At 70.6% G+C, this 25,518-nt stretch carries 28 protein-coding genes; 10 read left to right on the plus strand and 18 right to left on the minus strand.

Annotated elements, in window-relative coordinates:
* Positions 1-2 precede the first annotated feature (2 nt).
* The 3 genes from EOE66_RS10750 to EOE66_RS10760 are packed head-to-tail and all read left to right on the plus strand — an operon-like array spanning position 3 to position 3,558.
* A complete protein-coding gene (locus tag EOE66_RS10750; protein ID WP_128228679.1) occupies positions 3-770 on the plus strand; it encodes an ABC transporter ATP-binding protein in 768 nt (255 codons plus the stop codon).
* Positions 767-2,206 (plus strand): ABC transporter permease, encoded by a 1,440-nt coding sequence (locus tag EOE66_RS10755; RefSeq protein WP_128228680.1) that lies wholly within the window; start codon positions 767-769, stop codon positions 2,204-2,206. Before EOE66_RS10750 ends, EOE66_RS10755 begins: the two co-directional genes overlap by 4 nt.
* Positions 2,203-3,558: a DUF3526 domain-containing protein gene (locus tag EOE66_RS10760; protein WP_128228681.1), complete on the plus strand. Its 1,356-nt coding sequence runs from the start codon at positions 2,203-2,205 to the stop codon at positions 3,556-3,558. Before EOE66_RS10755 ends, EOE66_RS10760 begins: the two co-directional genes overlap by 4 nt.
* 7 nt (positions 3,559-3,565) lie before the next feature.
* Here EOE66_RS10760 and sixA read toward each other — a convergent pair whose 3' ends face one another.
* Both sixA and ppk1 read right to left on the minus strand, forming a co-directional pair.
* The gene (gene sixA, locus EOE66_RS10765) at positions 3,566-4,027 is read right to left on the minus strand and encodes a phosphohistidine phosphatase SixA (RefSeq protein WP_128228994.1); all 462 of its coding nucleotides are present in this window, start codon (positions 4,025-4,027) and stop codon (positions 3,566-3,568) included.
* Positions 4,028-4,044: 17 nt separating this feature from the next.
* The gene (gene ppk1 / locus EOE66_RS10770) at positions 4,045-6,231 is read right to left on the minus strand and encodes a polyphosphate kinase 1 (protein ID WP_128228682.1); all 2,187 of its coding nucleotides are present in this window, start codon (positions 6,229-6,231) and stop codon (positions 4,045-4,047) included.
* 60 nt (positions 6,232-6,291) lie between these two features.
* Here ppk1 and EOE66_RS10775 point away from each other — a divergent pair, with 60 nt between their 5' ends.
* Entirely contained in the window at positions 6,292-7,512 is a 1,221-nt protein-coding gene (locus EOE66_RS10775) for a PQQ-dependent sugar dehydrogenase (protein ID WP_245478994.1), read from the plus strand.
* Positions 7,513-7,551: 39 nt separating this feature from the next.
* On the opposite strand, the gene orn is transcribed toward EOE66_RS10775, so the two are convergent.
* Positions 7,552-8,127, minus strand: coding sequence for an oligoribonuclease (orn, locus tag EOE66_RS10780; RefSeq protein WP_128228684.1), 576 nt, complete (start codon positions 8,125-8,127; stop codon positions 7,552-7,554).
* A 58-nt stretch (positions 8,128-8,185) separates the two neighbouring features.
* Here orn and EOE66_RS10785 point away from each other — a divergent pair, with 58 nt between their 5' ends.
* Genes EOE66_RS10785 through rsgA form a run of 3 tightly spaced genes read left to right on the plus strand, consistent with a single transcriptional unit; the run spans position 8,186 to position 10,750 of the window.
* Positions 8,186-9,481: a M48 family metallopeptidase gene (locus EOE66_RS10785; RefSeq protein WP_128228685.1), complete on the plus strand. Its 1,296-nt coding sequence runs from the start codon at positions 8,186-8,188 to the stop codon at positions 9,479-9,481.
* Positions 9,482-9,488: 7 nt separating this feature from the next.
* Entirely contained in the window at positions 9,489-9,824 is a 336-nt protein-coding gene (locus tag EOE66_RS10790) for a 4a-hydroxytetrahydrobiopterin dehydratase (protein WP_128228686.1), read from the plus strand.
* A 53-nt stretch (positions 9,825-9,877) separates the two neighbouring features.
* Complete coding sequence (gene rsgA, locus EOE66_RS10795; protein ID WP_128228995.1) at positions 9,878-10,750, plus strand: ribosome small subunit-dependent GTPase A; 873 nt, start codon at positions 9,878-9,880, stop codon at positions 10,748-10,750.
* Between the two features lie 23 nt (positions 10,751-10,773).
* Here the strand turns inward: rsgA and EOE66_RS10800 are convergent, their stop codons facing one another.
* From EOE66_RS10800 to rpsP, 6 genes are all read right to left on the minus strand, one after another.
* The gene (locus EOE66_RS10800) at positions 10,774-11,763 is read right to left on the minus strand and encodes a CobD/CbiB family protein (protein ID WP_128228687.1); all 990 of its coding nucleotides are present in this window, start codon (positions 11,761-11,763) and stop codon (positions 10,774-10,776) included.
* Positions 11,764-11,811: 48 nt separating this feature from the next.
* Complete coding sequence (locus tag EOE66_RS10805) at positions 11,812-12,522, minus strand: CoA pyrophosphatase (RefSeq protein ID WP_128228688.1); 711 nt, start codon at positions 12,520-12,522, stop codon at positions 11,812-11,814.
* A gap of 112 nt (positions 12,523-12,634) precedes the next feature.
* Complete coding sequence (rplS, locus tag EOE66_RS10810; protein ID WP_128228689.1) at positions 12,635-12,991, minus strand: 50S ribosomal protein L19; 357 nt, start codon at positions 12,989-12,991, stop codon at positions 12,635-12,637.
* A 112-nt stretch (positions 12,992-13,103) separates the two neighbouring features.
* On the minus strand, positions 13,104-13,856 hold the full coding sequence (trmD, locus tag EOE66_RS10815; RefSeq protein ID WP_128228690.1) for a tRNA (guanosine(37)-N1)-methyltransferase TrmD: 753 nt from the start codon (positions 13,854-13,856) through the stop codon (positions 13,104-13,106).
* Positions 13,857-13,886: 30 nt separating this feature from the next.
* Positions 13,887-14,483: a ribosome maturation factor RimM gene (rimM, locus tag EOE66_RS10820; protein WP_128228691.1), complete on the minus strand. Its 597-nt coding sequence runs from the start codon at positions 14,481-14,483 to the stop codon at positions 13,887-13,889.
* 19 nt (positions 14,484-14,502) lie between these two features.
* On the minus strand, positions 14,503-14,751 hold the full coding sequence (gene rpsP / locus EOE66_RS10825) for a 30S ribosomal protein S16 (RefSeq protein WP_128228692.1): 249 nt from the start codon (positions 14,749-14,751) through the stop codon (positions 14,503-14,505).
* Between the two features lie 252 nt (positions 14,752-15,003).
* Here rpsP and EOE66_RS10830 point away from each other — a divergent pair, with 252 nt between their 5' ends.
* Positions 15,004-15,432: an NINE protein gene (locus EOE66_RS10830; protein ID WP_128228693.1), complete on the plus strand. Its 429-nt coding sequence runs from the start codon at positions 15,004-15,006 to the stop codon at positions 15,430-15,432.
* Between the two features lie 38 nt (positions 15,433-15,470).
* Here the strand turns inward: EOE66_RS10830 and EOE66_RS10835 are convergent, their stop codons facing one another.
* From EOE66_RS10835 to murJ, 8 genes are all read right to left on the minus strand, one after another.
* Positions 15,471-16,490, minus strand: a complete 1,020-nt coding sequence (locus EOE66_RS10835; RefSeq protein ID WP_128228694.1) for an inorganic phosphate transporter — start codon at positions 16,488-16,490, stop codon at positions 15,471-15,473.
* A 9-nt stretch (positions 16,491-16,499) separates the two neighbouring features.
* Positions 16,500-17,147 carry a DUF47 domain-containing protein gene (locus tag EOE66_RS10840; protein WP_128228695.1) on the minus strand — a complete coding sequence of 216 codons (648 nt, stop codon included), beginning with the start codon at positions 17,145-17,147 and terminating at the stop codon, positions 16,500-16,502.
* Positions 17,148-17,219: 72 nt separating this feature from the next.
* Entirely contained in the window at positions 17,220-17,726 is a 507-nt protein-coding gene (gene folK / locus EOE66_RS10845; protein WP_128228696.1) for a 2-amino-4-hydroxy-6-hydroxymethyldihydropteridine diphosphokinase, read from the minus strand.
* Positions 17,723-19,366 (minus strand): polynucleotide adenylyltransferase PcnB, encoded by a 1,644-nt coding sequence (gene pcnB, locus EOE66_RS10850; protein WP_128228697.1) that lies wholly within the window; start codon positions 19,364-19,366, stop codon positions 17,723-17,725. Before pcnB ends, folK begins: the two co-directional genes overlap by 4 nt.
* Complete coding sequence (locus tag EOE66_RS10855) at positions 19,363-20,031, minus strand: histidinol-phosphatase (protein ID WP_128228698.1); 669 nt, start codon at positions 20,029-20,031, stop codon at positions 19,363-19,365. Before EOE66_RS10855 ends, pcnB begins: the two co-directional genes overlap by 4 nt.
* Complete coding sequence (gene hda, locus EOE66_RS10860; RefSeq protein ID WP_128228699.1) at positions 20,028-20,729, minus strand: DnaA regulatory inactivator Hda; 702 nt, start codon at positions 20,727-20,729, stop codon at positions 20,028-20,030. The genes EOE66_RS10855 and hda overlap by 4 nt, the downstream gene beginning before the upstream one ends.
* A gap of 16 nt (positions 20,730-20,745) precedes the next feature.
* Positions 20,746-21,609 carry a SirB1 family protein gene (locus EOE66_RS10865; protein ID WP_245478995.1) on the minus strand — a complete coding sequence of 288 codons (864 nt, stop codon included), beginning with the start codon at positions 21,607-21,609 and terminating at the stop codon, positions 20,746-20,748.
* 15 nt (positions 21,610-21,624) lie between these two features.
* Positions 21,625-23,181 carry a murein biosynthesis integral membrane protein MurJ gene (gene murJ, locus EOE66_RS10870; protein ID WP_128228700.1) on the minus strand — a complete coding sequence of 519 codons (1,557 nt, stop codon included), beginning with the start codon at positions 23,179-23,181 and terminating at the stop codon, positions 21,625-21,627.
* Between the two features lie 113 nt (positions 23,182-23,294).
* Between murJ and rpsT the strand changes: the two genes are divergently transcribed.
* On the plus strand, positions 23,295-23,597 hold the full coding sequence (gene rpsT, locus EOE66_RS10875; protein ID WP_128228701.1) for a 30S ribosomal protein S20: 303 nt from the start codon (positions 23,295-23,297) through the stop codon (positions 23,595-23,597).
* Between the two features lie 86 nt (positions 23,598-23,683).
* Here the strand turns inward: rpsT and EOE66_RS10880 are convergent, their stop codons facing one another.
* Positions 23,684-24,001, minus strand: coding sequence for a DUF3579 domain-containing protein (locus EOE66_RS10880; RefSeq protein ID WP_128228702.1), 318 nt, complete (start codon positions 23,999-24,001; stop codon positions 23,684-23,686).
* A 326-nt stretch (positions 24,002-24,327) separates the two neighbouring features.
* Here EOE66_RS10880 and EOE66_RS10885 point away from each other — a divergent pair, with 326 nt between their 5' ends.
* A complete protein-coding gene (locus tag EOE66_RS10885; protein ID WP_205702685.1) occupies positions 24,328-25,506 on the plus strand; it encodes an aspartate aminotransferase family protein in 1,179 nt (392 codons plus the stop codon).
* Positions 25,507-25,518 lie beyond the last annotated feature (12 nt).

The raw sequence follows: 25,518 nt of genomic DNA on the forward strand, positions 1-25,518 counted from the left end.
CGATGAAGCCCGAAGCCCAGAACGATGGCAGCGTGGTGCTGCTGGCCGAGAACGTGGTGGCCGGCTATGGCGCCCAGCCCGTGCTGCAGGGCCTGAACCTGCGGGTGCAGGCCGGCGAGATCTACGCCCTGCTCGGCGCCAACGGCGCCGGCAAGACGACGACGCTGAGCCTCTTCCTGGGTTTCCTGCAGCCCAGCGCCGGCCGCGTGCGTGTGCAGGGCGCCGACCCCGCGGCCGACGCCACCGCGGCCCGGCGCTGCCTGGCCTACATCCCCGAGAACGTGGCCTTGTACGAGCATCTCAGTGCCGAGGAGAACCTGGCCTACCTGCTGCAGCTGGCCGGGCAGGCGGCCCCGGCCGAAGCGCTGGCGCAGGCGCTCGGCGCGGCCGGCCTGGACCCGGCGGCGCACGGCCGCCGCGTGGGCGGCTTCTCCAAGGGCATGCGGCAGAAGGTGGCCATCGCGCTGGCGCTGGCGCGCCAGGTGCCCGCGCTGCTGCTGGACGAGCCCACCTCGGGCCTGGACCCGCAGGCCTGCGCCGAGTTCAACCGACTGCTGCGGCAACTGCGCCAGCGCGGCGTGGCGGTGCTGATGGTCACGCACGACCTGCTGGGCGTGGCCGAGGTGGCCGACCGCATCGGCTTCATCAGCGGCGGCCGGCTGCAGGACGAGGTGGCGGCGGCCGGCGAAACACGCTTCGATGTGCTGGCGCTGCACCGCCGGTACGCGGCACAAGCCACGCAGGCGACCGCGCCCGGAGTTCCTGCATGAACGCCGCCTTACTCATCGCCCGCAACATCGCCCGCGAAGAGCGGCGCTGGCTGCGCCGCGGCCGCGCGGCCCCGCTGGCGCTGGCGTTGTGGCTGCTGCTGGCCGCGGTGGCCGCCTTCACCGCGTGGGAGCAGCGGGCCAGCGCTGCCGCCGAGCGTGAACGGCACCAGCACCAGATGGACGAAGCCTTCGAGGCCCAGCCCGACCGCCACCCGCACCGCATGGTGCACTACGGCCACTTCGCCTTCCGGCCGCTGGAGGCGCTGGCCGCCTTCGACCCCGGCACCGACGCCTACACCGGCCACACGCTCTTCCTCGAAGGTCACCGCCAGAACAGCGCCAACTTCGGCGAGGTGCGGCAGTCGTCGCTGCTGCTGCGTTTCGGCCAGCTCACACCCGCCTTCGTGCTGCAGGTGCTGGCACCGCTGCTGCTGGTGTTCATCGGCCATGCCGCGGTGGCGCGCGAGCGCGAGGCCGGCACGCTGCGCGTGCTGCTGGCGCAAGGCCTCTCGGCGCGCACGCTGGTGGCCGGCAAGGCGCTGGCGCTGGGCAGCGTGGCGGCGCTGATGCTGCTGCCCGCCACCCTGGCGCTGGCGGCGATGGTGGCCTTCGGCGGCGCACCGGCGCTGCCGGCGCTGGGCCTGGCGCTGGGTTATGCGGTGGCGCTGGCGCTTTGGGTGCTGGTGGTGGTGGCCGTGTCGGCGCTGTGCCGGCGCGGGCGCGATGCGCTGCTGGTGCTGCTGGCGCTGTGGGTGGCGGTCGTGGTGGCGGTGCCGCGCGCGGCGTCGGAACTCGCCAGCACGCAGGCGCCCTTGCCCACGCGCGTGGAAACCGACATCACCATCAGCCGCGAACTGGCGGCCCTGGCCGACGCGCACAACGCCGGTGACGTGCGCCACGCGGCCTTCCGCCAGCGCACGCTGGCGCAGTACGGCGTGAGCCGCATCGAAGACCTGCCGCTGAACTACAAGGGCCTGGTGGCGATGGAGAGCGAGCGCCAGACCAGCGAGCTCTTCGTGCGCCATGGCAACGAAAGCTTTGCGCGCCAGGAAGCGCAGCAGGCCTGGGTGGACCGCTTCGCGGTGCTGAGCCCGGTGCTGGCGCTGCGGCGCCTCTCGATGGTGCTGGCCGGCACCGACCTGCAGGCCTACCGGCGCTTCATGGAAGGCGCCGAGGCCCACCGCTACCAGATGGTGCAGGCCCTCAACCGCCTGCAGGCCGAGCAGATGACGCTGGCCACCGACCGCTCCAGCCGCGACGACCGCATCAGCCGCGTGCACTGGCAGGGCATCGCCGGTTTCGAGCACCGGCCCGAGGCCACGGGCTCGAAGCTGCTGCGCGCATGGCCGGCCGCCGCCGCGCTGCTGGTCTGGCTGCTGGGCCTGGGCGGCCTGCTGCTGTGGGCCGCGCGCCGGCTCGGCCAGGGGCAGCCATGACGGCCTGGCACTTCGAGGCGCGGCTGCTGCTGCGCTCGCGCACGGCGGTGGCGGCGCTGCTGGTGCTGCTGCTCTTGTCGGCCCTGGCGGTGCTGGGCGGCCTGCGCGAGCAGGCGCGCCAGCAGGCCACGCTGGCCCGCGTGCTGGCGATGAACGCCGAAGAGCTGGCGACGCAATCGCGCCCGCACGCGCAAAAGGGCGACGCTGGGGCCGCGGCCTACTACAGCTTCCACGCCACCTGGGACCCGCCCGCGCCCGCCAGCTTCCTGGCGCAGGGCCTGCGCGACACCAGCCCGCAGGTGCTGCGCGTGCGCGCACTGGCACTGCAGGCGCAGCTGCACGAAGGCGAGACGCACAACCCCGAACTCGCGCTGCTGGGCCGGCTGGACTACGCCTTCGTGCTCGTCTACCTGGCGCCCTTGCTGCTGATCGTGCTGCTGTACGACCTGGTGAGCGGCGAACGCGCCGCCGGGCGCCTGGCCACGCTGGTGGCGTTGCCCGGCGGTGGCCGCGGCCTGTGGGCGCGCCGCGCCGGCTTGCGCGCCGGGCTGGCTTTCCTGGCGCTGGGGCTGCCCGTGCTGGCCGGTGCGCTGTGGCAAGGGCTGCCGGCTGGCGCGCTGGCGGCGGTGCTCGGCGCCACGGCGGCCTACGTCGCGGTGTGGGCGGGCCTGGCGCTGGCGGTGGCCGCCGGCCGCTGGCGCTCGGCCACCAACGCCGTGCTGCTGGTGAGCGCCTGGGCGCTGCTGACGCTGGTGCTGCCCAGCCTGGTGCAGGCCGCCATCACACGCGCGCTGCCGGTGACGCAGGGCGCCGAGCTGATGCTGGCGCAACGCCAGGCCGTGCATGGCGCCTGGGACGAGCCGCGCGAAGCGACGCTGCAACGCTTCTTCGTGAGCCATCCCGCGTGGCGCGACACCGCGCCGCTGCCCAAGGGCTTCCACTGGAAGTGGTACTACGCCTTCCAGCAGCTGGGCGACGAGAGCGTGGCCCCGCAGGTGGCGGCCTACCGCCAGGGCCTGCTGGCGCGCCAGCGGTGGACCGAACGTGCCGGCTGGCTGCTGCCCTCGGTGGCGCTGCAGACCGTGCTGCACCGCGTGGCGGGCACCGACCTGCCGGCGCAGCTGGCCTACCAAGATGCCGTGGCGCGTTTCCACCAGCGGCTGCGCGAGCAGCTCTACCCCTACCTCTTCACCGAACGACCCTTCGGCCCGCCAGACCTGGCGCAGCAGCCGCGTTTCGAGCCGGTGCTGCACGCGGCCCCCGTGCCGGTGCACCTGCCGCTGCTGGCCTTGCTGGGCGCGGCGCTGCTGGCGCTGGGCGGCTGGGGCCTGGGGCGGGCCACGCGGCCCTGAGAGCGCCTCAGACCAGCTCTGGCGACACCACGGCGTGCAGCACGACCTGCAGCACGCCGTCACGCTCACGCGCGCGCAGCCACCACACGGCGGCCTTGCGCACGGCCCAGGTCTGCGCCTGCCCCGAAAGCAGGTAAGCCGCCGCCAGCCCCAGCACGGGCTGGTGGCCCACCACGAGCACGGGCTCGCGCGCGTCGGGCCAGCGGGTGGCGTGCAGCAGGCCTTCCACGGTGCCGTCAGGTGCCAGTGCGGGCACTGTCTTGATCTTGCGGTCCAGCGCCGCGGCCGTCTGCTGCGCGCGGCGTGCCGGGCTCACCATCACGCGCGTGCTGGCGGGCAGCTGGCGGTTCAACCAGCCGGCCACGCGCTGGGCCTGGCGCTCGCCCTTGCTGGTGAGCGCACGGTCGAGGTCGTCCTGCACCTCGCGCATCTCCAGGGCTTCGGCATGGCGCCAGAGGATGAGGTCCATGCCGAACTTGTGGGGCTTCAACCCAGGCGCTGCATCAGCGCGCGCTGGGCGCTGGCGCCAGTTTCAGACACACGCTTGTAGCGCCCGCTACTGTCCAGCACCCAGGCATCGCGTTTGTCGTGCAGGTAGGGCACCAGGGCCTCGTCGATGATGCGCTGGCGCAGCGCGGCATCACGCACCGGCCAGGCGAGCTCGATGCGGCGGAACATGTTGCGGCTCATCCAGTCGGCGCTGCTGAGGTAGAGCACCTCGTCGTCTTCACCCTCGCCCCAGCGGAAGTACAGCACGCGCGTGTGTTCGAGGAAGCGGCCGATGACCGAACGCACGCGGATGTTCTCGGTGCGCCCGGGCACCCCCGGCGGCAGCATGCAGGCGCCGCGCACGATGAGGTCGATGCTGGCGCCGGCCATGCTGGCCTCGATCAAGGCGTGCATCAGCTGCGGATCGGTGAGCGCGTTGATCTTCACCACCACGCGCGCAGGCTTGCCGGCGCGCGCGGCTTCGGCCACCTGCGCGAGGTGCTTGACCATGCGCTTGTGCAGGCCGAAGGGCGCGGTCACCAGGTGCTTGGGCGGCTTCACCTGCGTCTGGCTGGCCAGTTGCAGGAACACCGCATCGGCATCGGCCGTGAGGCCAGGGTCGGCGGTGAGGTAGCCCAGGTCGGTGTACATGCGCGCGGTGCGCGGGTTGTAGTTGCCGGTGCTCAGGTGGGCGTAGCGGCGCAGGCGAGTCTGTGCCGGCTTGCTGCCACGCGCCGGGGCGGTGGTCTCGCGCCGCGTCACCAGCAGCATCTTGGCGTGCGTCTTCAGGCCCACGATGCCGTAGACCACCTGCGCACCCACGGCCTCCAGGCGCTCGGCCCAGTTGATGTTGGCCTCTTCGTCGAAGCGCGCTTTCAGCTCCACCACGGCCAGCACTTCCTTGCCGCGGCGCGCGGCTTCGATCAGCAGGTCCATCAGCACGCTCTGCGTGCCGGTGCGGTAGATGGTCTGCTTGATGGCCAGCACGTCGGGGTCGTGCACGGCCTCGCGCAGGAACTGCACCACGGGCTCGAAGCTCTCGAAGGGATGGTGCAGCAAAACGTCGCGCTGGCGCAGTTGCTCGAAGATGGGCCGGCCGTGCGGCAGGCGGCCGGCCGGCCAGCGCGGCTCGAACGGAGGGAAACGCAGCGCCGGGGCCTCGGCCTGGTCGATCAGCTGGTTCAGGCGCACCAGGTTCACCGGGCCGTTGACCTTGTAAAGCGCCACCTCGGGCAGGCTGAACTGCTCCAGCAAGAATGCCGTCAGTTCGTCGGGGCAGGTGTTCACCACCTCCAGGCGGATGGCCTGGCCGAAGTGCCGCAGCGTGAGGCCGCTGCGCAGCGCCTGGCGCAGGTTGGTGACGTCGTCTTCATCGACCTCGAGATCGGAATCGCGCGTCACGCGGAACTGCGAGAACGACTGCACCTGCCGCCCCGGGAACAGCGCCCCCAGGTGCGCGCGGATCACGCTGGTCAGCAGCACGAAGCCCTGGTAGCCCGGCGTCAGCGCTGCGGGCAGGCGGATCACGCGCGGCAGCACGCGCGGCACCTTCACGATGGCGATCTGGTTCTCACGCCCGAAAGCATCGCGCCCGCCCACCTTGGCGATGAAGTTCAGGCTCTTGTTGGCCACCAGCGGGAAGGGGTGGCTCGGGTCCAGGCTCAGCGGCACCAGCAGCGGGCGCACCTGCTGCTCGAAGAAGGTTTCCACCCAGGCGCGCTGCGCGGTGCTGCGCTGGGCGTGGTTCAGCACCACGATGCCCTGCGCTTCCAGCGCCGGCATCACCTCGTTGTTGAACAACGTGTACTGCTCGTCGATGAGTTCGTGCGCGGCCTGCGCCACCGCGGCCAGGTCGGCCTGGGTGATGCCGCTGCCGGGCTGGCGCACGGCCTCGATGTAGTCGGCCACGCGGACCTCGAAGAACTCGTCGAGGTTGCTGCTGACGATGGTGACGTAGCGCAGCCGCTCCAGCAGCGGCACGTCGTCGCGGCGCGCCTGCGCCAGCACGCGCCGGTTGAACTGCAGCAGCGAACGCTCGCGGTCCAGCAGGTTCAGCGCAGCGGTCTGCGCGGCCTTCTCGCGCAGCGCGCTGGTGCGGTCTTCGGCCAGCGCCACGGTCGGAGGCCGGCGCTGCGCCTGCGGGGCCTGGGGCTGTTGGGCGGGCGGGGGGCTGGTGTCACTCATGACCGGATAGTCTATGAACTTCCGATGACACGGCCGCGACATGCGGTGCATTCCATGACCATGCTCAAGTCCCTGAAGCCGCGGCGTCTGGCCGCTGCGCTCGCCCTGGCCCCCTTGGCGGCCACGTTGCTGGCCGTGACGACACCGGCCGCCTGGGCCCAGGCCCCCACCCTCACCGTCACCCCCGTGATGGAGAAGCTGCGCGGCCCCTGGGATCTGGCCTTCGCCCCCGGCGGCGCGATGCTGTACACCGAGAAGTGCCACGGCCTGTGGGTGCGCCTGCCCGACGGCAGCACGCGCCACCTCTGGGGCACCGAAGGCGCGGCGCTCGCCGCGCCCGACATCTTCTGCCAGGGCCAGAGCGGGGTGCACGGCGTGGCGGTGGACCCGGCCTTCGCGCAAGGCCAGCGTTTCGTCTACGTCTTCACCGCGAGCAACCTGCAGACCGACCCGCGTATCAACCGCGTCGTGCGCCTGCAGGTGGCCGCCGACTGGAAGACCGTGGGCCAGCGCACCGACATCGTGCCCGACATCGCCTTCAAGGACGCCCGCCGCGTGGGCGGCCCTGGCGCGCACAGCGGCGGCCGCATCCGCTTCGGGCCCGACGGCTACCTCTGGATCACCACCGGCGACAACCACGACCCCGGCCTGCCGCAAGACCCCAAGCGCCTGGGCGGCAAGGTGCTGCGCGTGGACCGCGACGGCAAGGCCGCGCCCGGCAACGGCGCGCCGGCGGGTTTCGATGCGCGCATCTACACCTACGGCCATCGCAACGTGCAGGGCATCGCCTTCCGCCCGGCGGGCCAGCCGAACGCCGGCCAGGCCTACACCTCGGAGCACGGGCCCAACCACAGCGACGAACTCACCGCGCTGGTGGCCGGCGGCAACGCCGGCTGGGACCCGCAGAACCGCCCCGACCTCAAGTGCAGCGACGGCTACTGCGGTTATTCAGGCAACCCCTTCACGATGCCGATGACCGACACGCAGCGTTTCCCGAAAGCCATGCTGCCGGCCTGGAACAACGAGCAGCGCTCGCAGGGCATGGGCCCGCTGGCCTTCCTGGAAGGTGCGCAGTGGAAAGGCTGGAACGGCAAGCTGGCCGTGGCGCTGATGCGCGACCAGCGCCTGGACATCGTCACGCTGGATGGGCCTGGGAAGGCTGCCAGCGTGGAAACCGCGGACCTGCCCAAGCTGCGCCTGCGCAGCATCGTCCCCGGGCCTGACGGCGCGCTGTGGGGCAGCACCGATGACGGACAGATCCTGAAGATCAGCCCGAAGTGAGCAGGCTCACACCGCCGGCAGATGCTGGCGGGATCGCACTCAAACCGCCAGCAGATGCTGGCGGTAGTGGATCAGCTCGTCGATGGACTCGTGGATGTCGGCCAGCGCCGTGTGCGCCTGGGCCTTCTTGAAGCCTTCCATCGCCGCCGGCTTCCAGCGCCGCGCCAGTTCCTTGAGCGTGCTGACGTCGAGGTTGCGGTAGTGGAAAAACGCTTCCAGCGCCGGCATGCCGCGCGCCAGGAAGCGGCGGTCCTGGCAGATGCTGTTGCCGCACATCGGGCTCTTGCCCTTGGGCACGTAGGTCTTCAGGAACTCGATCACTGCGGCTTCGGCTGCGGCTTCGTCGACGGTGGAATTGCGCACGCGCTCGGTCAGGCCGCTCTTGCCGTGCGTGCCTTTGTTCCAGTTGTCCATGCCGTCGAGCACGGCGTCGCTCTGGTGCACCGCGAAGACCGGCCCCTCGACGCGCACCGTCAGGTGCGGGTCGGTCACCACCACCGCGATCTCGATGATGCGGTCGCTGTCGGGCAAGAGGCCGGTCATCTCCAGGTCGATCCAGATCAGGTTCTGGTCGCTGAGCGCGAGGGTGGGAGCCAGGGAGGTCGTTTCGCTCATGGTGTCTTGCCGCGTGCAGGAAAGGCCGGATTCTCGCCCACGCCTACACTCGCGCCCCATGCATTCCGACCAAGTCACCCTGGCCTTCGCGGCGGCCCTGCTGCTCTCGCTGGCCGTCAAGCTGTGGCTGGCCACGCGGCAGATGCGCCACGTGGCCCAGCACCGCAACAGCGTGCCGGCGGCCTTCGTCGGCACCGTCACCTTGCAGGCCCATCAGAAGGCGGCCGACTACACGCTGGCCAAGGGCCGAATGGGGCTCTTCGCGACCGCCTTCTCCACCCTGGTGCTGCTGGGCTGGACGCTGCTGGGCGGGCTGGATGCGCTCAACCTCTGGCTCGTCGACCACCTGCTGCCCGTCAGCAACCCGCTGGTCTACCAACTGGCGCTGCTGGCCGCCTTCACGTTGATCGGCGCCCTGCTCGACCTGCCGCTGGAGGCCTACAGCACCTTCCGCGTCGAGCAGCGCTTCGGCTTCAACCGCATGACGCCCAAGCTCTGGCTGGCCGACCTGGCCAAGGGCGCGGCCGTGGGCGTGCTGATCGGCCTGCCGCTGGCGGCCGTCATCCTGTGGATCATGGGCGCCAGCGGTGGTCTGTGGTGGCTGTACGCGTGGGTCACCTGGGTGGGCTTCAACCTGGTGCTGATGGTGCTCTACCCCACCGTCATCGCGCCGATGTTCAACAAGTTCGAGCCGCTGCCGGATGAAGCCCTCAAGCAGCGCGTGCAGGCGCTGATGCAGCGCTGCGGCTTCGCCGCCAAGGGCCTGTTCGTGATGGACGGCAGCAAACGTTCGGCCCATGCCAACGCCTATTTCACGGGCCTGGGCGCGGCCAAGCGCGTGGTGTTTTTCGACACCCTGCTGCAGCGCCTGACGCCCGGCGAGGTGGAGGCCGTGCTCGCCCACGAGCTGGGCCACTTCAAGCACAAGCACGTGCTCAAGCGCATGGTGGGCATCTTCGCCTTCAGCCTGGCCGGCCTGGCCCTGCTGGGCTGGCTGGCGGGCCAGAGCAGCTTCTACGCCGGCCTGGGCGTGCAGCCCAACATCGCCGCGCCCAACGACGCGCTGGCGCTGCTGCTGTTCATGATGGCTTTGCCGCCCTTCACCTTCTTCATCTCGCCGCTGATGGCGCACTTCTCGCGCCGCGACGAGTTCCAGGCCGATGCCTACGCCACCGCACAGGCCGATGGCGCCCAGCTCGCCAGCGCGCTGCTGAAGCTGCACGAGGACAACGCTGCCACGCTGACGCCCGACCCGCTGTACGTGCGCTTCTACTACTCGCACCCGCCGGCTTCCGAAAGGCTGGCGGCGCTGCCGGCACCCGCGTCCAGCCACTCCCTTCCCGCACCTGCCTGAGCCCGCCATGACCGCCAACGCCACAAACCTGGCCGCCCTGCACTGCCAAGCCCTGGAAGGCCAGCCGCCCATGCCGGCGGCGCAGATCGACACCCACCTCGCCGCAGCCCCTGGCTGGGCCCTGGTGGACGGCGCCATCCAGAAGCGCTACGACTTCGCCGACTACCACCGCACCATGGCCTTCGTGAACGCCGTGGCCTGGGTGGCGCACGTCGAAGACCACCACCCTGACCTGCTGGTCTCGTACAACCGCTGCACGGTGCGCTTCAACACCCACTCGGTGGGCGGCATCTCCATCAACGACTTCATCTGCGCCGCCAAGCTGGACGCGCTGCAGCCTTGACGCAGGCCGCCCACCCACCGGGCCTGGTGGTGGCCGCCCACGGCCGCCAGGTGATGGTGGAAACGCCGGCAGGACAGCGTGTGCTGTGCCTGACGCGCGGCAAGAAGAGCGAGCTGGTGGTGGGCGACCGCGTGCGCTGGTCCACCACCGGCGACGGCGGCGTCATCGACAGCCTGGTCGAGCGCCGCAACCTGCTCTTCCGCCAGGACGAGTGGCGCACCAAGTCCTTCGCGGCCAACCTCGACCTGCTGCTCATCCTGGTGGCGCCCGAGCCGGTGTTCAGCGAATCACAGCTCACGCGCGCGCTCATCGCCGCCGCAGCGGCCGACATCCCGGTGTGCATCGGCCTGAACAAGACCGACCTGCCGGGCGCACCCGTCGCGCGCGAGCGCCTCGCGCCTTACCGTGCGATGGGCACGCCCGTCATCGAGCTGGCCCTCAAGCGCGAGCCCGAGGCCGCGCGCGCCACGCTGGCGCCGCTGCTGGCCGGCCGCACGACGCTGGTGCTGGGCCCCAGTGGCATGGGCAAAAGCACGCTGATCAACCTGCTGGTGCCGCAGGCCGAGGCCCAGGTGGGCGAGATCTCGCAGGCGCTGAACACGGGGCGCCACACGACCACGAGCACACGCTGGTACTGGCTGGATGGCGCCGAAACGGTGGATGAGACCGGCGCCGCCCCTCGCGCCGCGCTCATCGATTCACCCGGCTTCCAGGAATTCGGCCTGCGCCAGGTGGCGCCCGAGCAGTTGGCGGGCCTGATGCCCGACTACGCCGCGGCGCTGGGCCACTGCCGCTTCCACAACTGCAGCCACCTGCACGAACCCGGCTGCGGCGTGCGCGAAGCCGCCGCGCGTGGCGAGATCAGCCCGACGCGGCAGCGCATCTACGCCGAATTGTTCGAAGAGTTGTCTCAGAAGCGCTGGTGAGCGCAGGGCTCACCCGCCTGGGCTCAGCCGACCACGTGCGCCAGCGTCAGCAAGGCCACCAGCAGCATCCACAGCACCACCGAGCGCCACACCAGGCCCACCACGCTGTGCAGGTGGCCCGCCTGGGCGGGCGCGCCCGAGGTGGAGCCTTGTGCATCGGCCATGCGCGCATCGCCGCCGGCGTTGAAGGTCTTGCTGCGGTCGGGCGTGACGCCCGGGGCCGCGGCGCCGCCCAGCTGCACCCCCACCGCGCCAGCGGCGGCAGCCAGGATCACGCCCTCGTTCGGGTGCTGCCAGAGCGTGGCGTCACGCCGCCAGCTGGCCGCGGCTTCCTCGAAGTTGCCGACGACGGCGAAACCGAAGGCCGTCAGCCGTGCCGGCACGTGGTCGATCAGGCCGAAGAGGCGCTGGCTCAGGGCCAGCAGGCCGTCGTTGCCGGGCGCGTCCAGGCTGCGGTGGCGGTAGCTCCAGTAGCGCGTGGAGAACTCGGCCATGCGGTAGAGCACCGCGCCCATGGGCCCGAAACCCAGCGCCGAGAACAGCACGAACCAGAAGAAGACGCCGAAGACATGGCGGTGCGCGGCCAGCAGCGCGTGTTCGATGACGTGGCGCAGCACCTCGGTGCGCGGCAGCTCGCTGGCGTCGAGATGGCGCCACTCGGCCAACAGGCGGCGCGCCTCGTTTTCGTCGCCGCGCTCCAAGGCGTCGCGGATGTCGGTGAAGTAATGGCTGAACTGGCGGAAGCCCAGTGTCAGGTAGAGCAGCGCCACATCGAAGGCCAGCGCCAGCAGCAGGCTGTAGTGGCTGATGAGCAGGTGCACCGCACCCACCAGCACCGCCGGCACCAGCACCGAGACGCACCAGACCACCCAGCGGTGGTGGGGCTGGCCCGCATCGAAGTTGCGGCCGGTCCAGCGCACCCAGCCCATCAGGGTTTCGTGCACCCAGTTGTCGCGCGGCAGCGGCTTGAGCTGTTCGATCAGCAGCGCAAACAGGACGGCGAAGAAACTCATCGCGGCGGATGATAGGGGCAGCTTTGGCGGGTCTGTCCCGGCATGCGATCAGGCGCTGAGAAAGCGGTACAGGTTGCGCAGCATCGCGGCCGTGGCGCCCCAGATGAAGTACTCGCGCGGCTGGCCGTCGGGGCCCACACCGGGCCAGGGCATGGACAGGAACTGGCGCGCCTCTTCCTCATGGGTGAAGAGGTGGCGGCGGTGGTGGGCGGGGTTCATCAGCCAGGCCAGCGGCACCTCGAAAGCCTCAGCCACCTCGAAGCTGTCCAGCGCCACCGTGTAGGGCGCGCGCACCAACGCGATGACGGGCGTGACCACGAAGCTGGTCACCGTGGTGTAGGTGGGCAGGCGGCCGATGACTTCCACCTCGTGGCGGGCCAGGCCCACCTCTTCTTCGGCCTCGCGCAACGCGGTGGCCTCGGGGCTGCCGTCTTCGGGTTCGCTGCGGCCACCGGGGAAGCTGATCTGCCCGGCATGGTCGCGCAGGTGTTCGGTGCGGCGTGTCAGCAGCACGTGCAGGCCGTCGTCGTCGCCCGTGGCCGGGCGCTGCACCAGCGGTACCAGCACCGCCGCGTGGGCCGGTTCGCGGCCGCTGAAGGGGCGGCCATCACCCGTGAACTCGGGCTGCCAGACGGGCTGAGCGGCGAAGTGCTGGCGCAGGGCGGCAGCACGCAGGCGGGCGGCCGGCACGGGCGGCAGGTGGGCGTCGACGCCCACCACGGGCACCGCACGCGGGTCGAGGATGCGCGGGCGGCTCATGCCAGCCCCTGGCGACACGCGCGGGGCGCAGGCCGCACGGCAGCGGCCTGGAATGAAAAAGGCCGCCCGGAGGCGGCCTTCGTCGGCAGCACCCGGGTCCGGGCGCTGGGGCTCATCCGGCGAGCTTTTCCTTGATGCGCGCCGACTTGCCGCTGCGCTGGCGCAGGTAGTACAGCTTGGCACGGCGCACGTCGCCGCGGCGCTTGACTTCGATGCTGGCGATCAGCGGGCTGTAGGTCTGGAAGGTGCGCTCCACGCCTTCACCGCTGGAGATCTTGCGCACGATGAAGCTGCTGTTCAGGCCGCGGTTGCGCTTGGCGATGACCACGCCTTCGTAGGCCTGCACGCGCTTGCGGGTGCCTTCAACGACGTTCACGTTGACGATCACGGTGTCGCCAGGGGCGAAAGCCGGGATGGTCTTGTTCAGGCGAGCAATTTCTTCCTGCTCGAGGACGGCAATCAGGTTCAAGGTTTTCTCCGAAGTGATCGTGTCGCGGGCTGTTGCGGAATTGTTCGCCGGGCTGGTGGCTGTGAGGCCAGGGCCCGGGCGGTGGCCCGGCAGAGGATCGAAAAGCCTTTGATTATAGCCCGAGCTGGGACAGGAAGCGTTCGTCCTGCTTGCTCAGGCGCCCGGCGGCGCGTGCTGCCGTGATCAATTCAGGCCTGCGGCGCGCCGTGGCCTCCAGCGAACGTTCACGCCGCCAGCGCGCGATGTCACCGTGGTGGCCCGAGAGCAGCACCGCCGGCACAGCCTGCGCCTGACCCTCGATCTGCAGCACCTCGGGGCGGCTGAAGTGCGGGCCTTCGAGCAGACCGTCGGAAAAGCTGTCCTGCTGGTGCGAGGGCGCGGCGAGCACGCCCTCCTGCAGGCGCGCCACGGCGTCCAGCAGCGCGAGCGCCGGCAGTTCGCCGCCAGACAGGACGAAGTCGCCCAGGCTGATCTCGTGCGTGACGTGGGCGTCGAGCAGGCGCTGGTCGATGCCCTCGTAACGGCCGCACAGCAGCACGGCGCCAGGGCCCTGTGCGAAGTCCTGCACCAGCGCCTGGTCGAGGCGGCGGCCGGTGGGCGTGAAGTGCACCACCGCGGGCCGTGCCTGTTCGCGGTCAGCCGCCACGGCCTGCAACGCGCGCTGCAGCGGCTCGGCCAGCATGACCATGCCGGGGCCGCCGCCGTAGGGGCGGTCGTCGACACGGCGGTAGTTGTCGTCGGCGAAATCGCGCAGCTGCCACAGGCGCACGTCGACCTGGCGGCTCTCGTAGGCTCGGCGCGTGATGCCGTGCTGGAGGTGGGGTGCGAAGAGCTCCGGGAAGAGCGTGATGACGTCGAAGCGCATCGTGCGGGCCGCAGGCGGCTTCAGGCGCAGTCAGGCGGCGTCGGCGTCGGGCTCGAAATCCCAGTCGACGCCGATGCGCTTGGCGCCGAGGTCGACGCCATCCACGTAGGCCTCGACGAAAGGAATCAGCACTTCCTCGGCCGTGGCATCGGCGGGCTGGATGCGCAGCACGCAGTGCGGGCCGGTCTCGATCAGGCCCACCACCTCGCCCAGGGCGGTGCCCGCGCGGTTGTGCACCTGAAGGCCGATGAGATCGACCCAGTAGAACTCGCCCTCGTCGGGCGTGGGGAAGCTGGAGCGCGCGATCAACACGGTGGCGCCCTTCAGCGCCTCAGCCGCGTTGCGGTCGTCCATGTCGTGCACGGTGGCCACGACACCGTCACCGTGCTCTTTGGCGGTGGCGATGCGCAGCAGCGTCGGGAAGGCGCCGGCCCCGGGCCGCGGCCCCTCGGGCGGGCGCAGGAACCAACGCTTGGAGGAAAACAGCGCCTGGGGATCGGCGGCGAAGGGCTTGACCCGGATGCCGCCCTTGATGCCCCAGGCGCCCATGACACGGCCCACTTCCACCGCATCGGCGGGCACGGACGGCGTGTCCGTGTCGCCCAGCGCGCGGGGGGCCGTGCTCATGGTGCAGGCTGAAGGGCCCTCAGGCCGCCTTCTTGGCCTGGTCGACCAGGCGCGCCACGGTGGGCGACAGCTGGGCACCGACGCCGACCCAGTGGGTCACGCGGTCCATGGCCACACGCAGGGGCTGCTCGGCGCCCGAGGCGACGGGGTTGTAGAAGCCCACGCGCTCGATGAAGCGGCCGTCACGGCGCTCACGGCTGTCGGCCACGACGATGTTGAAGAACGGGCGCTTCTTGGCGCCGCCACGAGCCAGTCGGATCACGACCATGTGATATTTCCTTGGGAACAGTGTTCGGCGAACACGCCACGGGAGACACACCGGGCAGGGCCACCTGGGTGGCCGACAAGCTCTTCGAACCCTGTTCGAGTAGCCGCCGACCGCGGCCGGCACCGTAGATACGCCGCCCGTGTTCCCACGTGCGACCGGCGCCGAAAACCGCGCATTATAAACTGCCCGGCTGCCCTGTTGAGCGATGTTGCCCAGGGCCTGCCCCAACGCCCTGCCCTCCCAGCCTGCCCCATGCCCGCGCGCTACCGTTCCAAGACCCTCGCCACCTGGCTGGCCCTGCTGCTGGGCACGCTGGGCGTGCACCGCTTCTACCTGCACGGCATGAAAGACCTGCTCGGCTGGCTGCACCCCTGGCCCACGCTGCTGGGCCTGGCCGGCCTGGTGCGCCTGCAGAACCTGGGGCAGGACGACCGGACGGCCTGGCTGCTGATCCCGGTGTTCGGGCTGATGTTCTCGGTGGCCATGCTGACGGCCATCGTCTATGCGCTGACGCCCGACGAGCAGTGGGACGCCCGCCGCAACCCGGGCCAGCCCGGCCGCAACACCCGCTGGGGCCCGGTGCTCGCCGCCATCCTGGCGCTGCTGCTGGGGGGCGGTGTGCTGATGGGCACCATCGCCTACGGCGGACAGAAGTTCTTCGAGTGGCAGATGGGGGTCTGAGGTCCAGCCGGCCCGCTCCCCCCTGCCCCCCAGACCCCTCAGAACAGCAGCATGCTCAGGGCGTAGCAAAGCGCCGCGATCAGGGCCGTGGCTGGGATGGTGACGATCCAGGCCATCACGATGTGCCCCGCCAGCCCCCAGCGCACCGCCGACGCGTTGCGCACCGAGCCGACGCCGAAGATGGCGCCGGTGATGGTGTGGGTGGTGCTCACGGGCACGCCCAGGCCCGTGGCCACGAAGAGGGTGATGGCCCCGCCCGTCTCGGCGCAGAAGCCGCCCACGGGCTTGAGCTTGGTGATGCGCTGGCCCATGGTCTTGACGATGCGCCAGCCGCCGAACATCGTGCCCAGGCCGATGGCGATGTAGCAGCTCCAGATCACCCAGGTCGGCGGCAGCTTGTCGCTGGCCTGGCTGTAGCCGGCCGCGATGAGCAGCAGCCAGACGATGCCGATGGTTTTCTGCGCGTCGTTGCCGCCGTGACCCAGCGAGTAGAGCCCCGCCGACACCAACTGCAGCCGTCTGAACACGTTGTCGACCTTGATGGGTGACATTCGCAGGCAGATCCACGACACCGCCACCATCAGCAGCGAGCCGAGCAGGAACCCCATCATCGGCGAGATGAAGATGAAGGCCACCGTCTTCAGCACGCCCGCCCACACCAGCGGCCCGGTGCCGGCCTTGGCCAGCGTCGCGCCGACGATGCCGCCGATCAGCGCGTGCGAGCTGCTCGAAGGAATGCCGTACCACCAGGTGATGAGGTTCCAGGCGATGGCGCCGACCAAGGCGCCGAAGACGACGTGCTGGTCGACGATGCCAGGGTCGACGATGCCTTTGCCCACGGTGGCGGCCACCTTGAGCTGGAAGAAGAAGATGGCGATGACGTTGAAGAAGGCTGCGAAGGCCACCGCCTGCCCCGGCTTGAGCACGCCGGTGGAGACCACGGTCGCAATGGAGTTGGCCGCGTCGTGGAAGCCGTTCATGAAGTCGAACAGCAGCGCCAGCACCACGAGCATCACCACCACCCAGAACGCCATTGGGACGGTCTGCACGGTTTCCATGGCCGAGCCTCAGCTGTTCTCGAGCACGATGCCTTCGACGAGGTTCGCGACGTCTTCGCAGCGGTCGGAAATCGATTCGAGGTGCTCGTACACGGCCTTGAGCTTGATGAGCTGACGGGTGTCGGGCTCCTCGCGGAAGAGGCGCGACATGGCCGCACGCATCACGCGGTCGGCATCGGATTCGAGTTGATCGATCTCCTCGCAGGTCTTCAGCACCGATTCGGCGACCTCGGCTTCCTTCAATCGCGGCAGCAGCGCCAGCACGCCCTGCACACGTTCACAGCAGCGCACCGAGATTTCCGACAAACGCAGCACGTCGTCGCTGAGCGTCTGCAAGTCGTAGAGCGACATCACCTCGCTGGTGTCCTGCAGCAGGTCGAGCACGTCGTCCATGCTGTTGATCAGGCGGTGGATGTGGTCGCGGTCCAGCGGCGTGATGAAGCTGCGGTGCAGCAGGCGGTGCACCTCGGCCGTCACCTTGTCGGCGGCACGTTCGCTGGCTCCCACGGCCTGGGCGTGCTTGTCGCGCTCGGCGGGGTCGCCATACACCTGCACCATGGCCAGGAAAGACCGCGCGCCCTCGGCGATGTGCGTGCCGTGTTCGTTGAAGAGTGCGAAGAAGTTGCCTTCCCGCGGCAAGAACCTGCCAAAGACCATGCTCGCTCCGAAAGGCGCACGGGCCTTCGGCAGGCCTCGTCACGCAATAGTCACAAAATTGTCACGGGCATTCTAGGACGGGGTCCAGAGCGTCTCGGGCAAGCGCTGCAAGGCTTGGTCGGCCACGTGCGGCAGCCAGGCCTGCAAGGCCCCCAGTTGCGGGTGCTGTTGGGCGGGGCAGAGTTCGAGCAAGGGCGCCAGCACGAAGTGGCGCAGGTGCAGCCGCGGGTGGGGCAGCGTGAGCTCAGGGGTGCACAGCACCGTGTCGCCGTGCAGCAGCAGGTCGAGGTCGAGCGTGCGCGGGGCGTTGCGGTAGGGCCGCTCGCGGCCGTGCTGCTGCTCGATGGCCTGCAGCGCCTGCAGCAGCGCGTTGGGCGCCAGCGCAGTCTCCACGCAGGCCACGGCGTTCAGGAAGTCGGGGCCCTGCGCCTCCACGGGCGCGCTGCGGTACAGGCCCGAGACCTGCAGCAGGCGGGTCTCGGGCAGTGCCGCCAAGGCCGTGACGGCCGCACGCAGCGTGGCACGGGCGTCCCCCAGGTTGGCGCCCAGGCCGATGCAGGCCCGAACGCGGGGGCTCATGTCGCGGGCGGGCCGCCCTCACCGCCCCCGGCGGGCCGGCCGCCACCCGGGCGGCGGCGCCGGCGGCGGCGCTTGCGCGGTGCGGCGCTGGCTTCGCCGGGGCAGGGGCTGTCCCCATCGTCGGCGTCGTCGTCGGCGTCGTCTTCGCCGTCACCCGGCTCGGCGGCCGGCGCCGTGCCGGCACGGGGGGCCTCGCCGCCGCGGGCCGGCACGCGCTTGGCCCCCCGCGCGGCGGGCTTCACGTCGCGCAGCAGGGCTTCGCGGTCTTCGTCGTTGCCGAGGTGGAAGTCTTCCCACCAGTCGGCCAGTTCCTGTGGCACCTCGCCGCAGTCGGCGCGCAGGCGCAGGAAGTCGTAGCCCGCGCGGAAGCGTGGCTGGGCCACGAGCGAGGCCGCCCCGCTGGGCGTGCGGCGCTCGAAGCGCGGCTGCATCAGCCAGACCTCGCGCATGTCGGCGGCCAGCTTGCCGCGGCCGGAGATGTCGCCGATGCGCGCGTCGAACACCGCGTCGATGGCCTGCTGCAGCGCCGGCACCGGCGGCTCGCCCGCGGCGCGCAGCGTGGCCCAGCGTTCCTGCACGTCGTGCCACAGCATGCAGGCCAGCATGTAGCTGGGCACCACGCTGCGGTTCTCGGCGACGCGGGTGTCGGTGTCCTGCAGCGCCTGGCGCACGAACTTCTCGCGCACCGGGTTGGGCTGTGCCGGCGCCAGCGCGGCATCGAGCACCGGGAAGATGTTCAGGCTGCCGCCGATCAAGCCGAACTTGCGCAGTTGCTCCACGCTGGCCAGCGCGTGGCCGGTCTGCATCAGCTTCACCATCTCGTCGAAGAGGCGCGAAATGGGCACGTTGCTGAGCAGCGGCGCGGCCTTCGCGATGGGCTTGAGCGTGGCCGGCTCGAGCGCAAAACCCAGCTTGGCCGCGAAGCGCACCACGCGGATGATGCGCACCGGGTCTTCGCGGTAGCGCGTGGCCGGGTCGCCGATCATGCGCAGCAGCCGCGCCCGCACGTCGGCCAGGCCGCCGTGGTAGTCGACCACGGTCTGCGTGACCGGGTCGTAGTACATCGCGTTGATGGTGAAGTCGCGCCGCGCGGCGTCTTCGATCTGCGGGCCCCAGACGTTGTCGCGCAGCACGCGGCCGCTGGCGTCCACCACGTGCTTCTTGTCGGCGATTTCGCTCTTGGCAGTTTTTTCGTTGCCGGCCACGGCGTCGGTGGCGGCCGGGTCCATGTAGGCGCGGAAGGTGCTCACCTCGATGGTTTCGTGCTCGCGCCCGCGGCCGAAGACCACGTGCACCAGCCGGAAGCGCCGGCCGATGATGAAGGCACGGCGGAACAGCGACTTCACCTGCTCGGGCGTGGCGTCGGTGGCGACGTCGAAGTCTTTCGGGCGCAGGCCCACCAGCAGGTCGCGCACGGCGCCGCCGACGATGTACGCCTCGAAGCCGGCGTCCTTCAGCGTCTTCACGACGCGCACGGCATTGGCGTCGAGCAGTTGCGGGTCGATGCGGTGCTCGCTGGCCGAGATCTCGGTACGCTGGCCCAGCGGGATGGCCGGCGTGGCCGGTGCCGCGGCGGGCGGGGCCGCGGTGCCCGGCGTCTCGCCCTGGCCCAGCAGGCGCTGGATGAATTTCTTGATCATGGGAAGAGCTTCAAAACAGGCCAGCCGCGCTCTTGCGCGATGCGCTCGAGCGCGGGGCCGGGGTTGGTGGCCACGGGGGCGCTGACGTGCTCGAGCAGCGGCAGGTCGTTGGTGGAATCGCTGTAGAAGGTGCAGCGCTCGAAATCGGCCAGACGCTGCCCGCGGGCTGCCAGCCAGGCCTCGACGCGTGTGATCTTGCCTTCGCGGAAGGACGGCACGCCTTCGATGCGACCCGTGACGCGGCCGCTGGCGTCGCGCTGCAGCGTGGTGGCGATGAGTTCGTCCACACCGAAGAGCCGGGCGATGGGCCGCGTGACGAAGTCGTTGGTGGCCGTCACCACCGCCAGCAGGTCACCGGCCTCGCGATGGCGCTGCACGAGGTCCAGGGCCTGCGGGTGCAGCATGGGGCGGATGACGATCTCGATGAAGCGTTCCGTCGTGCGCTGCAGTTCGGCCGGGCTGCGGTCGCGCCACGCCGAGGTGGCGAAATCGACGTAGGCGTCGATGTCGAGCCGACCCTGCAGGTAGTCTTCGTAGAAGCCGTCGTTGCGGCGGCGGAAGGTCGCGGCGTCGGCCCAGCCCAGCGTGATCAGGAACTCGCCAAAGGCGTGATCGCTGTCCTTCGGGATCAGCGTGCCGTCGAGGTCGAAGAGCGTCAGGTTCATGCCGCGCGCACCTCGTCGGCGTCGGCCGCACCGCCGGGCTGTTCCGCCAGCATGCGGCGCAGCAGCGGCACGGTCAGGCGCCGGCCTTCGGCGAGCGCGAAGGTGTCGAGCCGGTCGAAGAGCTTCATGAGGTGCCCGAGGTCGCGCGGGAAATGCGTCAAGAGGTGGTCCATCAGTTCGTCGGGCAGCAGGATGCCGCGGCGGTCGCCCTCGCGGCGCAGCGCGGCGCGGGTTTCGGCATCGCTGAGCGGCTGCAGTGCGAACACGTGGCCCCAGGCCAGGCGCGTGCGCAGGTCGTCGCGCAGCGGCAGGTCCACCGGCGGCAGGCGCCCGGCGGCGGCCACCTGCACGGTGTGGGTGGTGGCGTCGATGAAGAGCGCGAAGGCGGCCTGCTGAGCGGCGGGCGACAAGGCCTCGCAACGGTCGATGACCACGAGCGCCCAATCGGGCTGCAGCGTCCAGGGCAGGGGCTCTTCGGCATCGAACCAGCCCACGCGCTGGCCCTCGGCCTGGCAGCGCGCGGCCAGGCCACGCAGCAGGTGCGTCTTGCCCGTGCCGGAGGCGCCCCAGAGGTAGACCGGGGCCGAGGGCAGCGCGAGCGCCTGCAGGTGGTGCAAGGCCGCGGCATTGCCGCCCGGCAGAAAGTTGTGCAGGTCGGGTGCGGGCGCGGGGCCGATGGGCAGCGGAATCTGCTTCATGGGCGGCGGCAGGGCGTCAATGGGCACGGCGTCGCCGTGCCGGATCGGCGGCCGCGAGGGGACCGCGCGCCGTGTCCGTGCGCAGGGCCTCGCCCGTGGCGAGGGCGCGGGCCGCTTCGTCATGCAGGCCCAGGCGCGCCAGAACGAGGGCCAGGTCCTGGTACTCGGACCAGGCGCTCGGCAGCACCAGCACCAGGCGGCGCTGCACCGCCAGCCAGCGCGGCAGGTCGCCAGCCTGGCGGTGGATCTCGCGCAGGTTGCGCAGCAGCCGCGCCAGCATCTCGCGCGCACTGGCGGCCTGCAGCCAGGCGGCCAGCGTCGGTGCACCCAGGCCCATCTCCGGCGCGCGGCGAAAGGGCAGCAGCCGCTCTTCCAGCGCCTGGCGCGTGAGCGACTGACCGGTGAAGGGGTCGATCACCACCTCACCACCGGCGACCGCCAGCTTGACGAGGAAGTGCCCGGGGAAAGACACGCCCTGCACCGCCAGCCCCAGAGGCCGCGCGATCTCGATGTACAGCAGCGCCAGCGTCAGCGGGATGCCGCGCCGCGTGCGCAGCACCTCGGGCAGCAGGCTGTTGCGCGGGTCGTGGTAATCGTTGACGTTGCCGGCGAAGCCGAGTTCGTGGAAGAAGTACTGGTTCAGCAGGCGCAGCCGCTGCAGCGGGGCCGCATCGGCCGGCACACGCCGGCACAGGCGCTCGGCCAGGGTGTCCACCTCGGCCAGCGCGGCCTGCACGTCCAGACCGGGCATCTCGTCCTGGGCCACGGCGATGGCGGCCTCCAGCAGCGGCAGGCTGTCATCGTCTGCCACCAGCGCGGCGAAGAATTCGAGCGCGCTGGGCGCTGCAAACTGCACGGGCGGGGGCAGGGGCAAGGACATCCGCTGCAGTTTAGGTCAGCCGCGGCGCATGAATTGCCGCGGGCGCAGCCCGCAGACGGCCAGCACGCCGAAGTACAGCAGCGCCACGCCGCCCAGCACCGCGGCCACCGCCGCCACGCGCAGCGCCCATTGCGCCTGCAGGCCCACCCAGTCGACGCCGAAGGCGGCTGCGGCCAATGCACCGCCCAGCACCGCATTGGCCAGCAGCACCTTGGCCGCAAAGCCCAGCCAGCCCGGCTGTGGCCGGTAGGTGCCCGCGCGCAGCAGGCCGCCCAGCAGCAGACCGGCGTTGACCAGGGCTCCGAGCCCGATGCTCAGCGCCAGCCCGGCATGGCCCAGCCAGGGCACGAGCACCACGTTCAGCGCCTGCGTGGCCACCAGCACGCCGATGGCGATCTTCACGGGCGTTCGCACGTCCTGCCGCGCGAAGAAGGCCGGCGCCAGCACCTTGATGGCCACCAGCCCGAGCAGGCCCACCCCGTAGCCGCGCAACGCCAGCACCGTCATCGCCACGTCTTCGGCGCGGAAGGCGCCGTAGTGGAAGAGCACCGCCACCAGCGCCTGTGGAAAGATCAGGAGCGCCAGCGCGCTGGGCAAGGCCAGCAGCAGCACCAGGCGCAAGCCCCAGTCGACCATGCCCGAGAAGGCGGCGGTGTCCTGCCGCGCCTGCGCCGCCGAAAGCTGCGGCAGCAGCACCACGCCCATGGCCACGCCCAGCAGCGCGGTCGGGAACTCCATCAGCCGGTCGGCATAGGTCAGCCAGGACACCGCACCCACCGCCACGTGCGAGGCGATCTGCGTGTTGATCAGCAGCGAGAGCTGGGCGACGGACACGCCCAGCAGCGCCGGCGCCATCTGCTGCAGCACCCGCTTCACACCCGGGTGCCGCCAGGCCGCGGCGATGCGCGCCGGCGTGAGGCCGATGCGCGGGAGGCAGCCCACGCGCGCGAGCGCCGGCACCTGCACCGCCGCCTGCAAGAGCCCGCCGGCCATCACGCCCAGGGCCAGGGCCAGCACGGGGTCGTGGCCCCATCGCGGCATCAGCGGCGACAGCCACCACGCGGCGGCGATGACGCTCAGGTTCAGCAGCACCGGCGTGATCGCCGGCACGACGAACTGCTTCCAGGTGTTGAGGATGGCCGCGGCCAGCGCCACCAGCGACATGAAGCCGATGTAGGGGAACATCCAGCGCGTGAGCAGCACCGCGGTGTCGAAACGCTCCAGGCCCGAGCCCATCATCCACACCAGCACGGGCGCGCCGGCCACCCCGACCACGCAAGTCGCAAGCAGCACCCAGACCAGAACGGTGGCGACCGCGTCGACCAGCAAGCGTGTGGGCGCGTCGCCCTCGGTGGCGCGCGTGGCTGCCAGCAGGGGCACGAAGGCCTGCGAGAAGGCGCCCTCGGCGAAAAGCCGCCGAAACAGGTTGGGAATGCGGAAGGCGACGTTGAAGGCGTCGGTGACAGCGCTGGCGCCAAAGGTGGCGGCCACGAGCTGCTCGCGCACCAGGCCCGTGATGCGCGAGATCAGCGTCATCAACGAAACGGTGGAGGCGGCCTTGAGCAGGTTCACAAGGGGCGCGAGTATAGAGAGCCCGGCGGAGTTGCTACCGCAACTCGGCGTCTGCATGCTATACTCGACAGTCTTTGCACCTTCCCGACCAGTTCGAAAGCTGAATCTCAAGCATGGCCACTTCGTCCAAAGCCAAGAAGAAAACCGTTCGCCTCGCCTCGGGCCGCAAGCGCGCCCGCCAGGACGTGAAGCTGAACGCCGCCAACACCTCGCTGCGCTCGCGCTTCCGCACCGTCGTCAAGAACGTGCAGAAGGCCGTGCTGGGTGGCGACAAGGCCAAGGCCACCGACACCTTCAAGACCGCCCAGAGCGTCATCGACTCGGTCGCTGACAAGGGCATCTTCCACAAGAACAAGGCTGCTCGCCTGAAGAGCCGTCTGGCCGCCAAGGTCAAGGCGCTGGCGCTCGCCGCCTGACGAACCGGTCAACCAGGTGCAAGAACAAGGGCCCGCAACAGCGGGCCCTTTGTTTTTTCTGCGGTGCTTGGTCCCGGCTGCGACGCTCAGCCACCGCTGGTGTCGGGGGTCGTTTCGCTCACGCGCAGATGGTTGTCGCGCGCGAAGTTCATGACGAAGTCCCAGGCCATCGGCTCGATGCCCTGCAGCGCCTCGCTGACGATCACGCACTTCACGCCGTCCACCACCTGCGGCACGCAGTAGGGCGAATAGCCGATGTAGGCGGCGATGCCGCCGGCGCCGCCGCCGGGTCTGAAGCAGGACATCGCCCCGGCCAAGCGCTCGGCCCAGTCGCTGGGCCGGAAGGTGCGGCCCTCGAGGGTCAGGCCCTGGATGGTGAACTGGCGGGGTTTTTGGAGGCTCATCGGGGGCGGCCGGCCTTGGGGGCCCGCCGGGTTCAAGCGCAGGCGCCTGGGCGGCCCGTGCAAGGCCCGCATTGTGCCTTGGGTTTGTTGCGTCGCAGCATCCATGCCGGGGCCTCGCGCCCGAAGTGACACGCGGGCCTGCCTGTGCATCGACGCGCCAGGGCCCGCCTTTAGAATTCGCAGCGCCGGAGCGTGACGGAAACGTCAGCCCCGGCGTTTTGTTCTGGGGCCCGGAAGGAACGACGATGAACGCACCCGAGACCGCGCTGGCCAACACGCTGGCCGCCGCCCAAGCCACCCCTGCCGCCACGGCGCCCGCGCGCCCGATGCCGCACGTGCTGAACACCTACGGCCGCCTGCCCATCGCGCTGTCGCACGGCCAGGGCTGCTGGGTGTGGGACACCCAGGGCAAGCGCTACCTCGATGGGCTGGGCGGCATCGCCGTCAACACCCTGGGCCACAACCACCCCCAGCTGGTGCCGGCCCTGCAGCACCAGCTGACGCAGCTGATCCACTGCAGCAACTACTACGAGATCCCGCTGCAGGAGCAACTGGCGAAGAAGCTGTGCGAGATCTCGGGCCTGGCCGGCGCCTTCTTCTGCAACAGCGGCCTGGAGGCCAACGAGGCGGCGCTGAAGATCGCGCGCAAGTACGGCCACGACAAGGGCATCGAGAAGCCCGAGGTCATCGTCTACGAGAAGGCCTTCCACGGCCGCAGCATCGCCACGCTCTCGGCCACCGGCAACCCGAAGGTGCAGGCCGGCTTCGGCCCGCTGGTGGAGGGCTTCGTGCGCGTGCCGCTGAACGACCTGGCCGCGGTGGAAGCCGTGGCCCAGAACAACCCGAACGTCGTGGCCGTGTTCCTGGAGACCATCCAGGGCGAAGGTGGCGTGAACCCCGCACGCTGGGAGTACCTGCAAGGCCTGCGCCGCCTGTGCGACGCGCAGGGCTGGCTGCTGATGCTGGACGAAGTGCAGTGCGGCATCGGCCGCACCGGCAAGTGGTTCGCGCACCAGTGGGCCGGCATCCAGCCCGACGTGATGCCGCTGGCCAAGGGGCTGGGTTCGGGCGTGCCCATCGGCGCCGTGGTCTGCGGGCCACGCGCGCTGAACGTGCTGGGCCCGGGCAACCACGGCACCACCTTCGGCGGCAACCCGCTGGCCATGCGGGCCGGCGTGGAAACGCTGCGCATCTGCGAAGAAGAAGGCCTGCTGGCCAACGCCGCCACCGTGGGCCTGCTGCTGCGTGAAGGCCTGCAGCGTGAACTGGGCCACCTGAGCGGCGTGAAGGAGATCCGTGGCGCGGGCTTGATGATCGGCATCGAACTCGACCGCCCCTGCGGCGTGCTGCTGGGCCGCGCGGCCGAGGCCGGCCTGCTGCTCAGCGTGACGGCCGACAAGGTCATCCGCATCGTGCCGCCGCTCATCCTCACGGCCGAAGAGGCGGCGCAGATCGTCGTCATCCTCGCGCCCCTGGTGCAGGCCTTCCTGGCCGAAACGGCGTGAAGAAGGGCTGCG

It is taken from the genome of Rubrivivax rivuli, assembly GCF_004016505.1.
In the GTDB taxonomy this organism is placed as follows: Bacteria; Pseudomonadota; Gammaproteobacteria; order Burkholderiales; family Burkholderiaceae_C; genus Rubrivivax; species Rubrivivax rivuli.

Excerpts from the sequence above, each read along its gene's own strand:
- EOE66_RS10750 (WP_128228679.1), top strand. The coding sequence starts at position 3 with ATGAAGCCCGAAGCCCAGAACGATGGCAGCGTGGTGCTGCTGGCCGAG.
- EOE66_RS10755 (WP_128228680.1), top strand. The coding sequence starts at position 767 with ATGAACGCCGCCTTACTCATCGCCCGCAACATCGCCCGCGAAGAGCGG.
- EOE66_RS10760 (WP_128228681.1), top strand. The coding sequence starts at position 2,203 with ATGACGGCCTGGCACTTCGAGGCGCGGCTGCTGCTGCGCTCGCGCACG.
- sixA (WP_128228994.1), bottom strand. The coding sequence starts at position 4,027 with ATGGACCTCATCCTCTGGCGCCATGCCGAAGCCCTGGAGATGCGCGAG.
- ppk1 (WP_128228682.1), bottom strand. The coding sequence starts at position 6,231 with ATGAGTGACACCAGCCCCCCGCCCGCCCAACAGCCCCAGGCCCCGCAG.
- EOE66_RS10775 (WP_245478994.1), top strand. The coding sequence starts at position 6,292 with ATGCTCAAGTCCCTGAAGCCGCGGCGTCTGGCCGCTGCGCTCGCCCTG.
- orn (WP_128228684.1), bottom strand. The coding sequence starts at position 8,127 with ATGAGCGAAACGACCTCCCTGGCTCCCACCCTCGCGCTCAGCGACCAG.
- EOE66_RS10785 (WP_128228685.1), top strand. The coding sequence starts at position 8,186 with ATGCATTCCGACCAAGTCACCCTGGCCTTCGCGGCGGCCCTGCTGCTC.
- EOE66_RS10790 (WP_128228686.1), top strand. The coding sequence starts at position 9,489 with ATGACCGCCAACGCCACAAACCTGGCCGCCCTGCACTGCCAAGCCCTG.
- rsgA (WP_128228995.1), top strand. The coding sequence starts at position 9,878 with ATGGTGGAAACGCCGGCAGGACAGCGTGTGCTGTGCCTGACGCGCGGC.
- EOE66_RS10800 (WP_128228687.1), bottom strand. The coding sequence starts at position 11,763 with ATGAGTTTCTTCGCCGTCCTGTTTGCGCTGCTGATCGAACAGCTCAAG.
- EOE66_RS10805 (WP_128228688.1), bottom strand. The coding sequence starts at position 12,522 with ATGAGCCGCCCGCGCATCCTCGACCCGCGTGCGGTGCCCGTGGTGGGC.
- trmD (WP_128228690.1), bottom strand. The coding sequence starts at position 13,856 with ATGCGCTTCGACGTCATCACGCTCTTCCCGGAGCTCTTCGCACCCCAC.
- rimM (WP_128228691.1), bottom strand. The coding sequence starts at position 14,483 with ATGAGCACGGCCCCCCGCGCGCTGGGCGACACGGACACGCCGTCCGTG.
- rpsP (WP_128228692.1), bottom strand. The coding sequence starts at position 14,751 with ATGGTCGTGATCCGACTGGCTCGTGGCGGCGCCAAGAAGCGCCCGTTC.
- EOE66_RS10830 (WP_128228693.1), top strand. The coding sequence starts at position 15,004 with ATGCCCGCGCGCTACCGTTCCAAGACCCTCGCCACCTGGCTGGCCCTG.
- EOE66_RS10835 (WP_128228694.1), bottom strand. The coding sequence starts at position 16,490 with ATGGAAACCGTGCAGACCGTCCCAATGGCGTTCTGGGTGGTGGTGATG.
- EOE66_RS10840 (WP_128228695.1), bottom strand. The coding sequence starts at position 17,147 with ATGGTCTTTGGCAGGTTCTTGCCGCGGGAAGGCAACTTCTTCGCACTC.
- folK (WP_128228696.1), bottom strand. The coding sequence starts at position 17,726 with ATGAGCCCCCGCGTTCGGGCCTGCATCGGCCTGGGCGCCAACCTGGGG.
- pcnB (WP_128228697.1), bottom strand. The coding sequence starts at position 19,366 with ATGATCAAGAAATTCATCCAGCGCCTGCTGGGCCAGGGCGAGACGCCG.
- EOE66_RS10855 (WP_128228698.1), bottom strand. The coding sequence starts at position 20,031 with ATGAACCTGACGCTCTTCGACCTCGACGGCACGCTGATCCCGAAGGAC.
- hda (WP_128228699.1), bottom strand. The coding sequence starts at position 20,729 with ATGAAGCAGATTCCGCTGCCCATCGGCCCCGCGCCCGCACCCGACCTG.
- EOE66_RS10865 (WP_245478995.1), bottom strand. The coding sequence starts at position 21,609 with ATGTCCTTGCCCCTGCCCCCGCCCGTGCAGTTTGCAGCGCCCAGCGCG.
- rpsT (WP_128228701.1), top strand. The coding sequence starts at position 23,295 with ATGGCCACTTCGTCCAAAGCCAAGAAGAAAACCGTTCGCCTCGCCTCG.
- EOE66_RS10880 (WP_128228702.1), bottom strand. The coding sequence starts at position 24,001 with ATGAGCCTCCAAAAACCCCGCCAGTTCACCATCCAGGGCCTGACCCTC.
- EOE66_RS10885 (WP_205702685.1), top strand. The coding sequence starts at position 24,328 with ATGCCGCACGTGCTGAACACCTACGGCCGCCTGCCCATCGCGCTGTCG.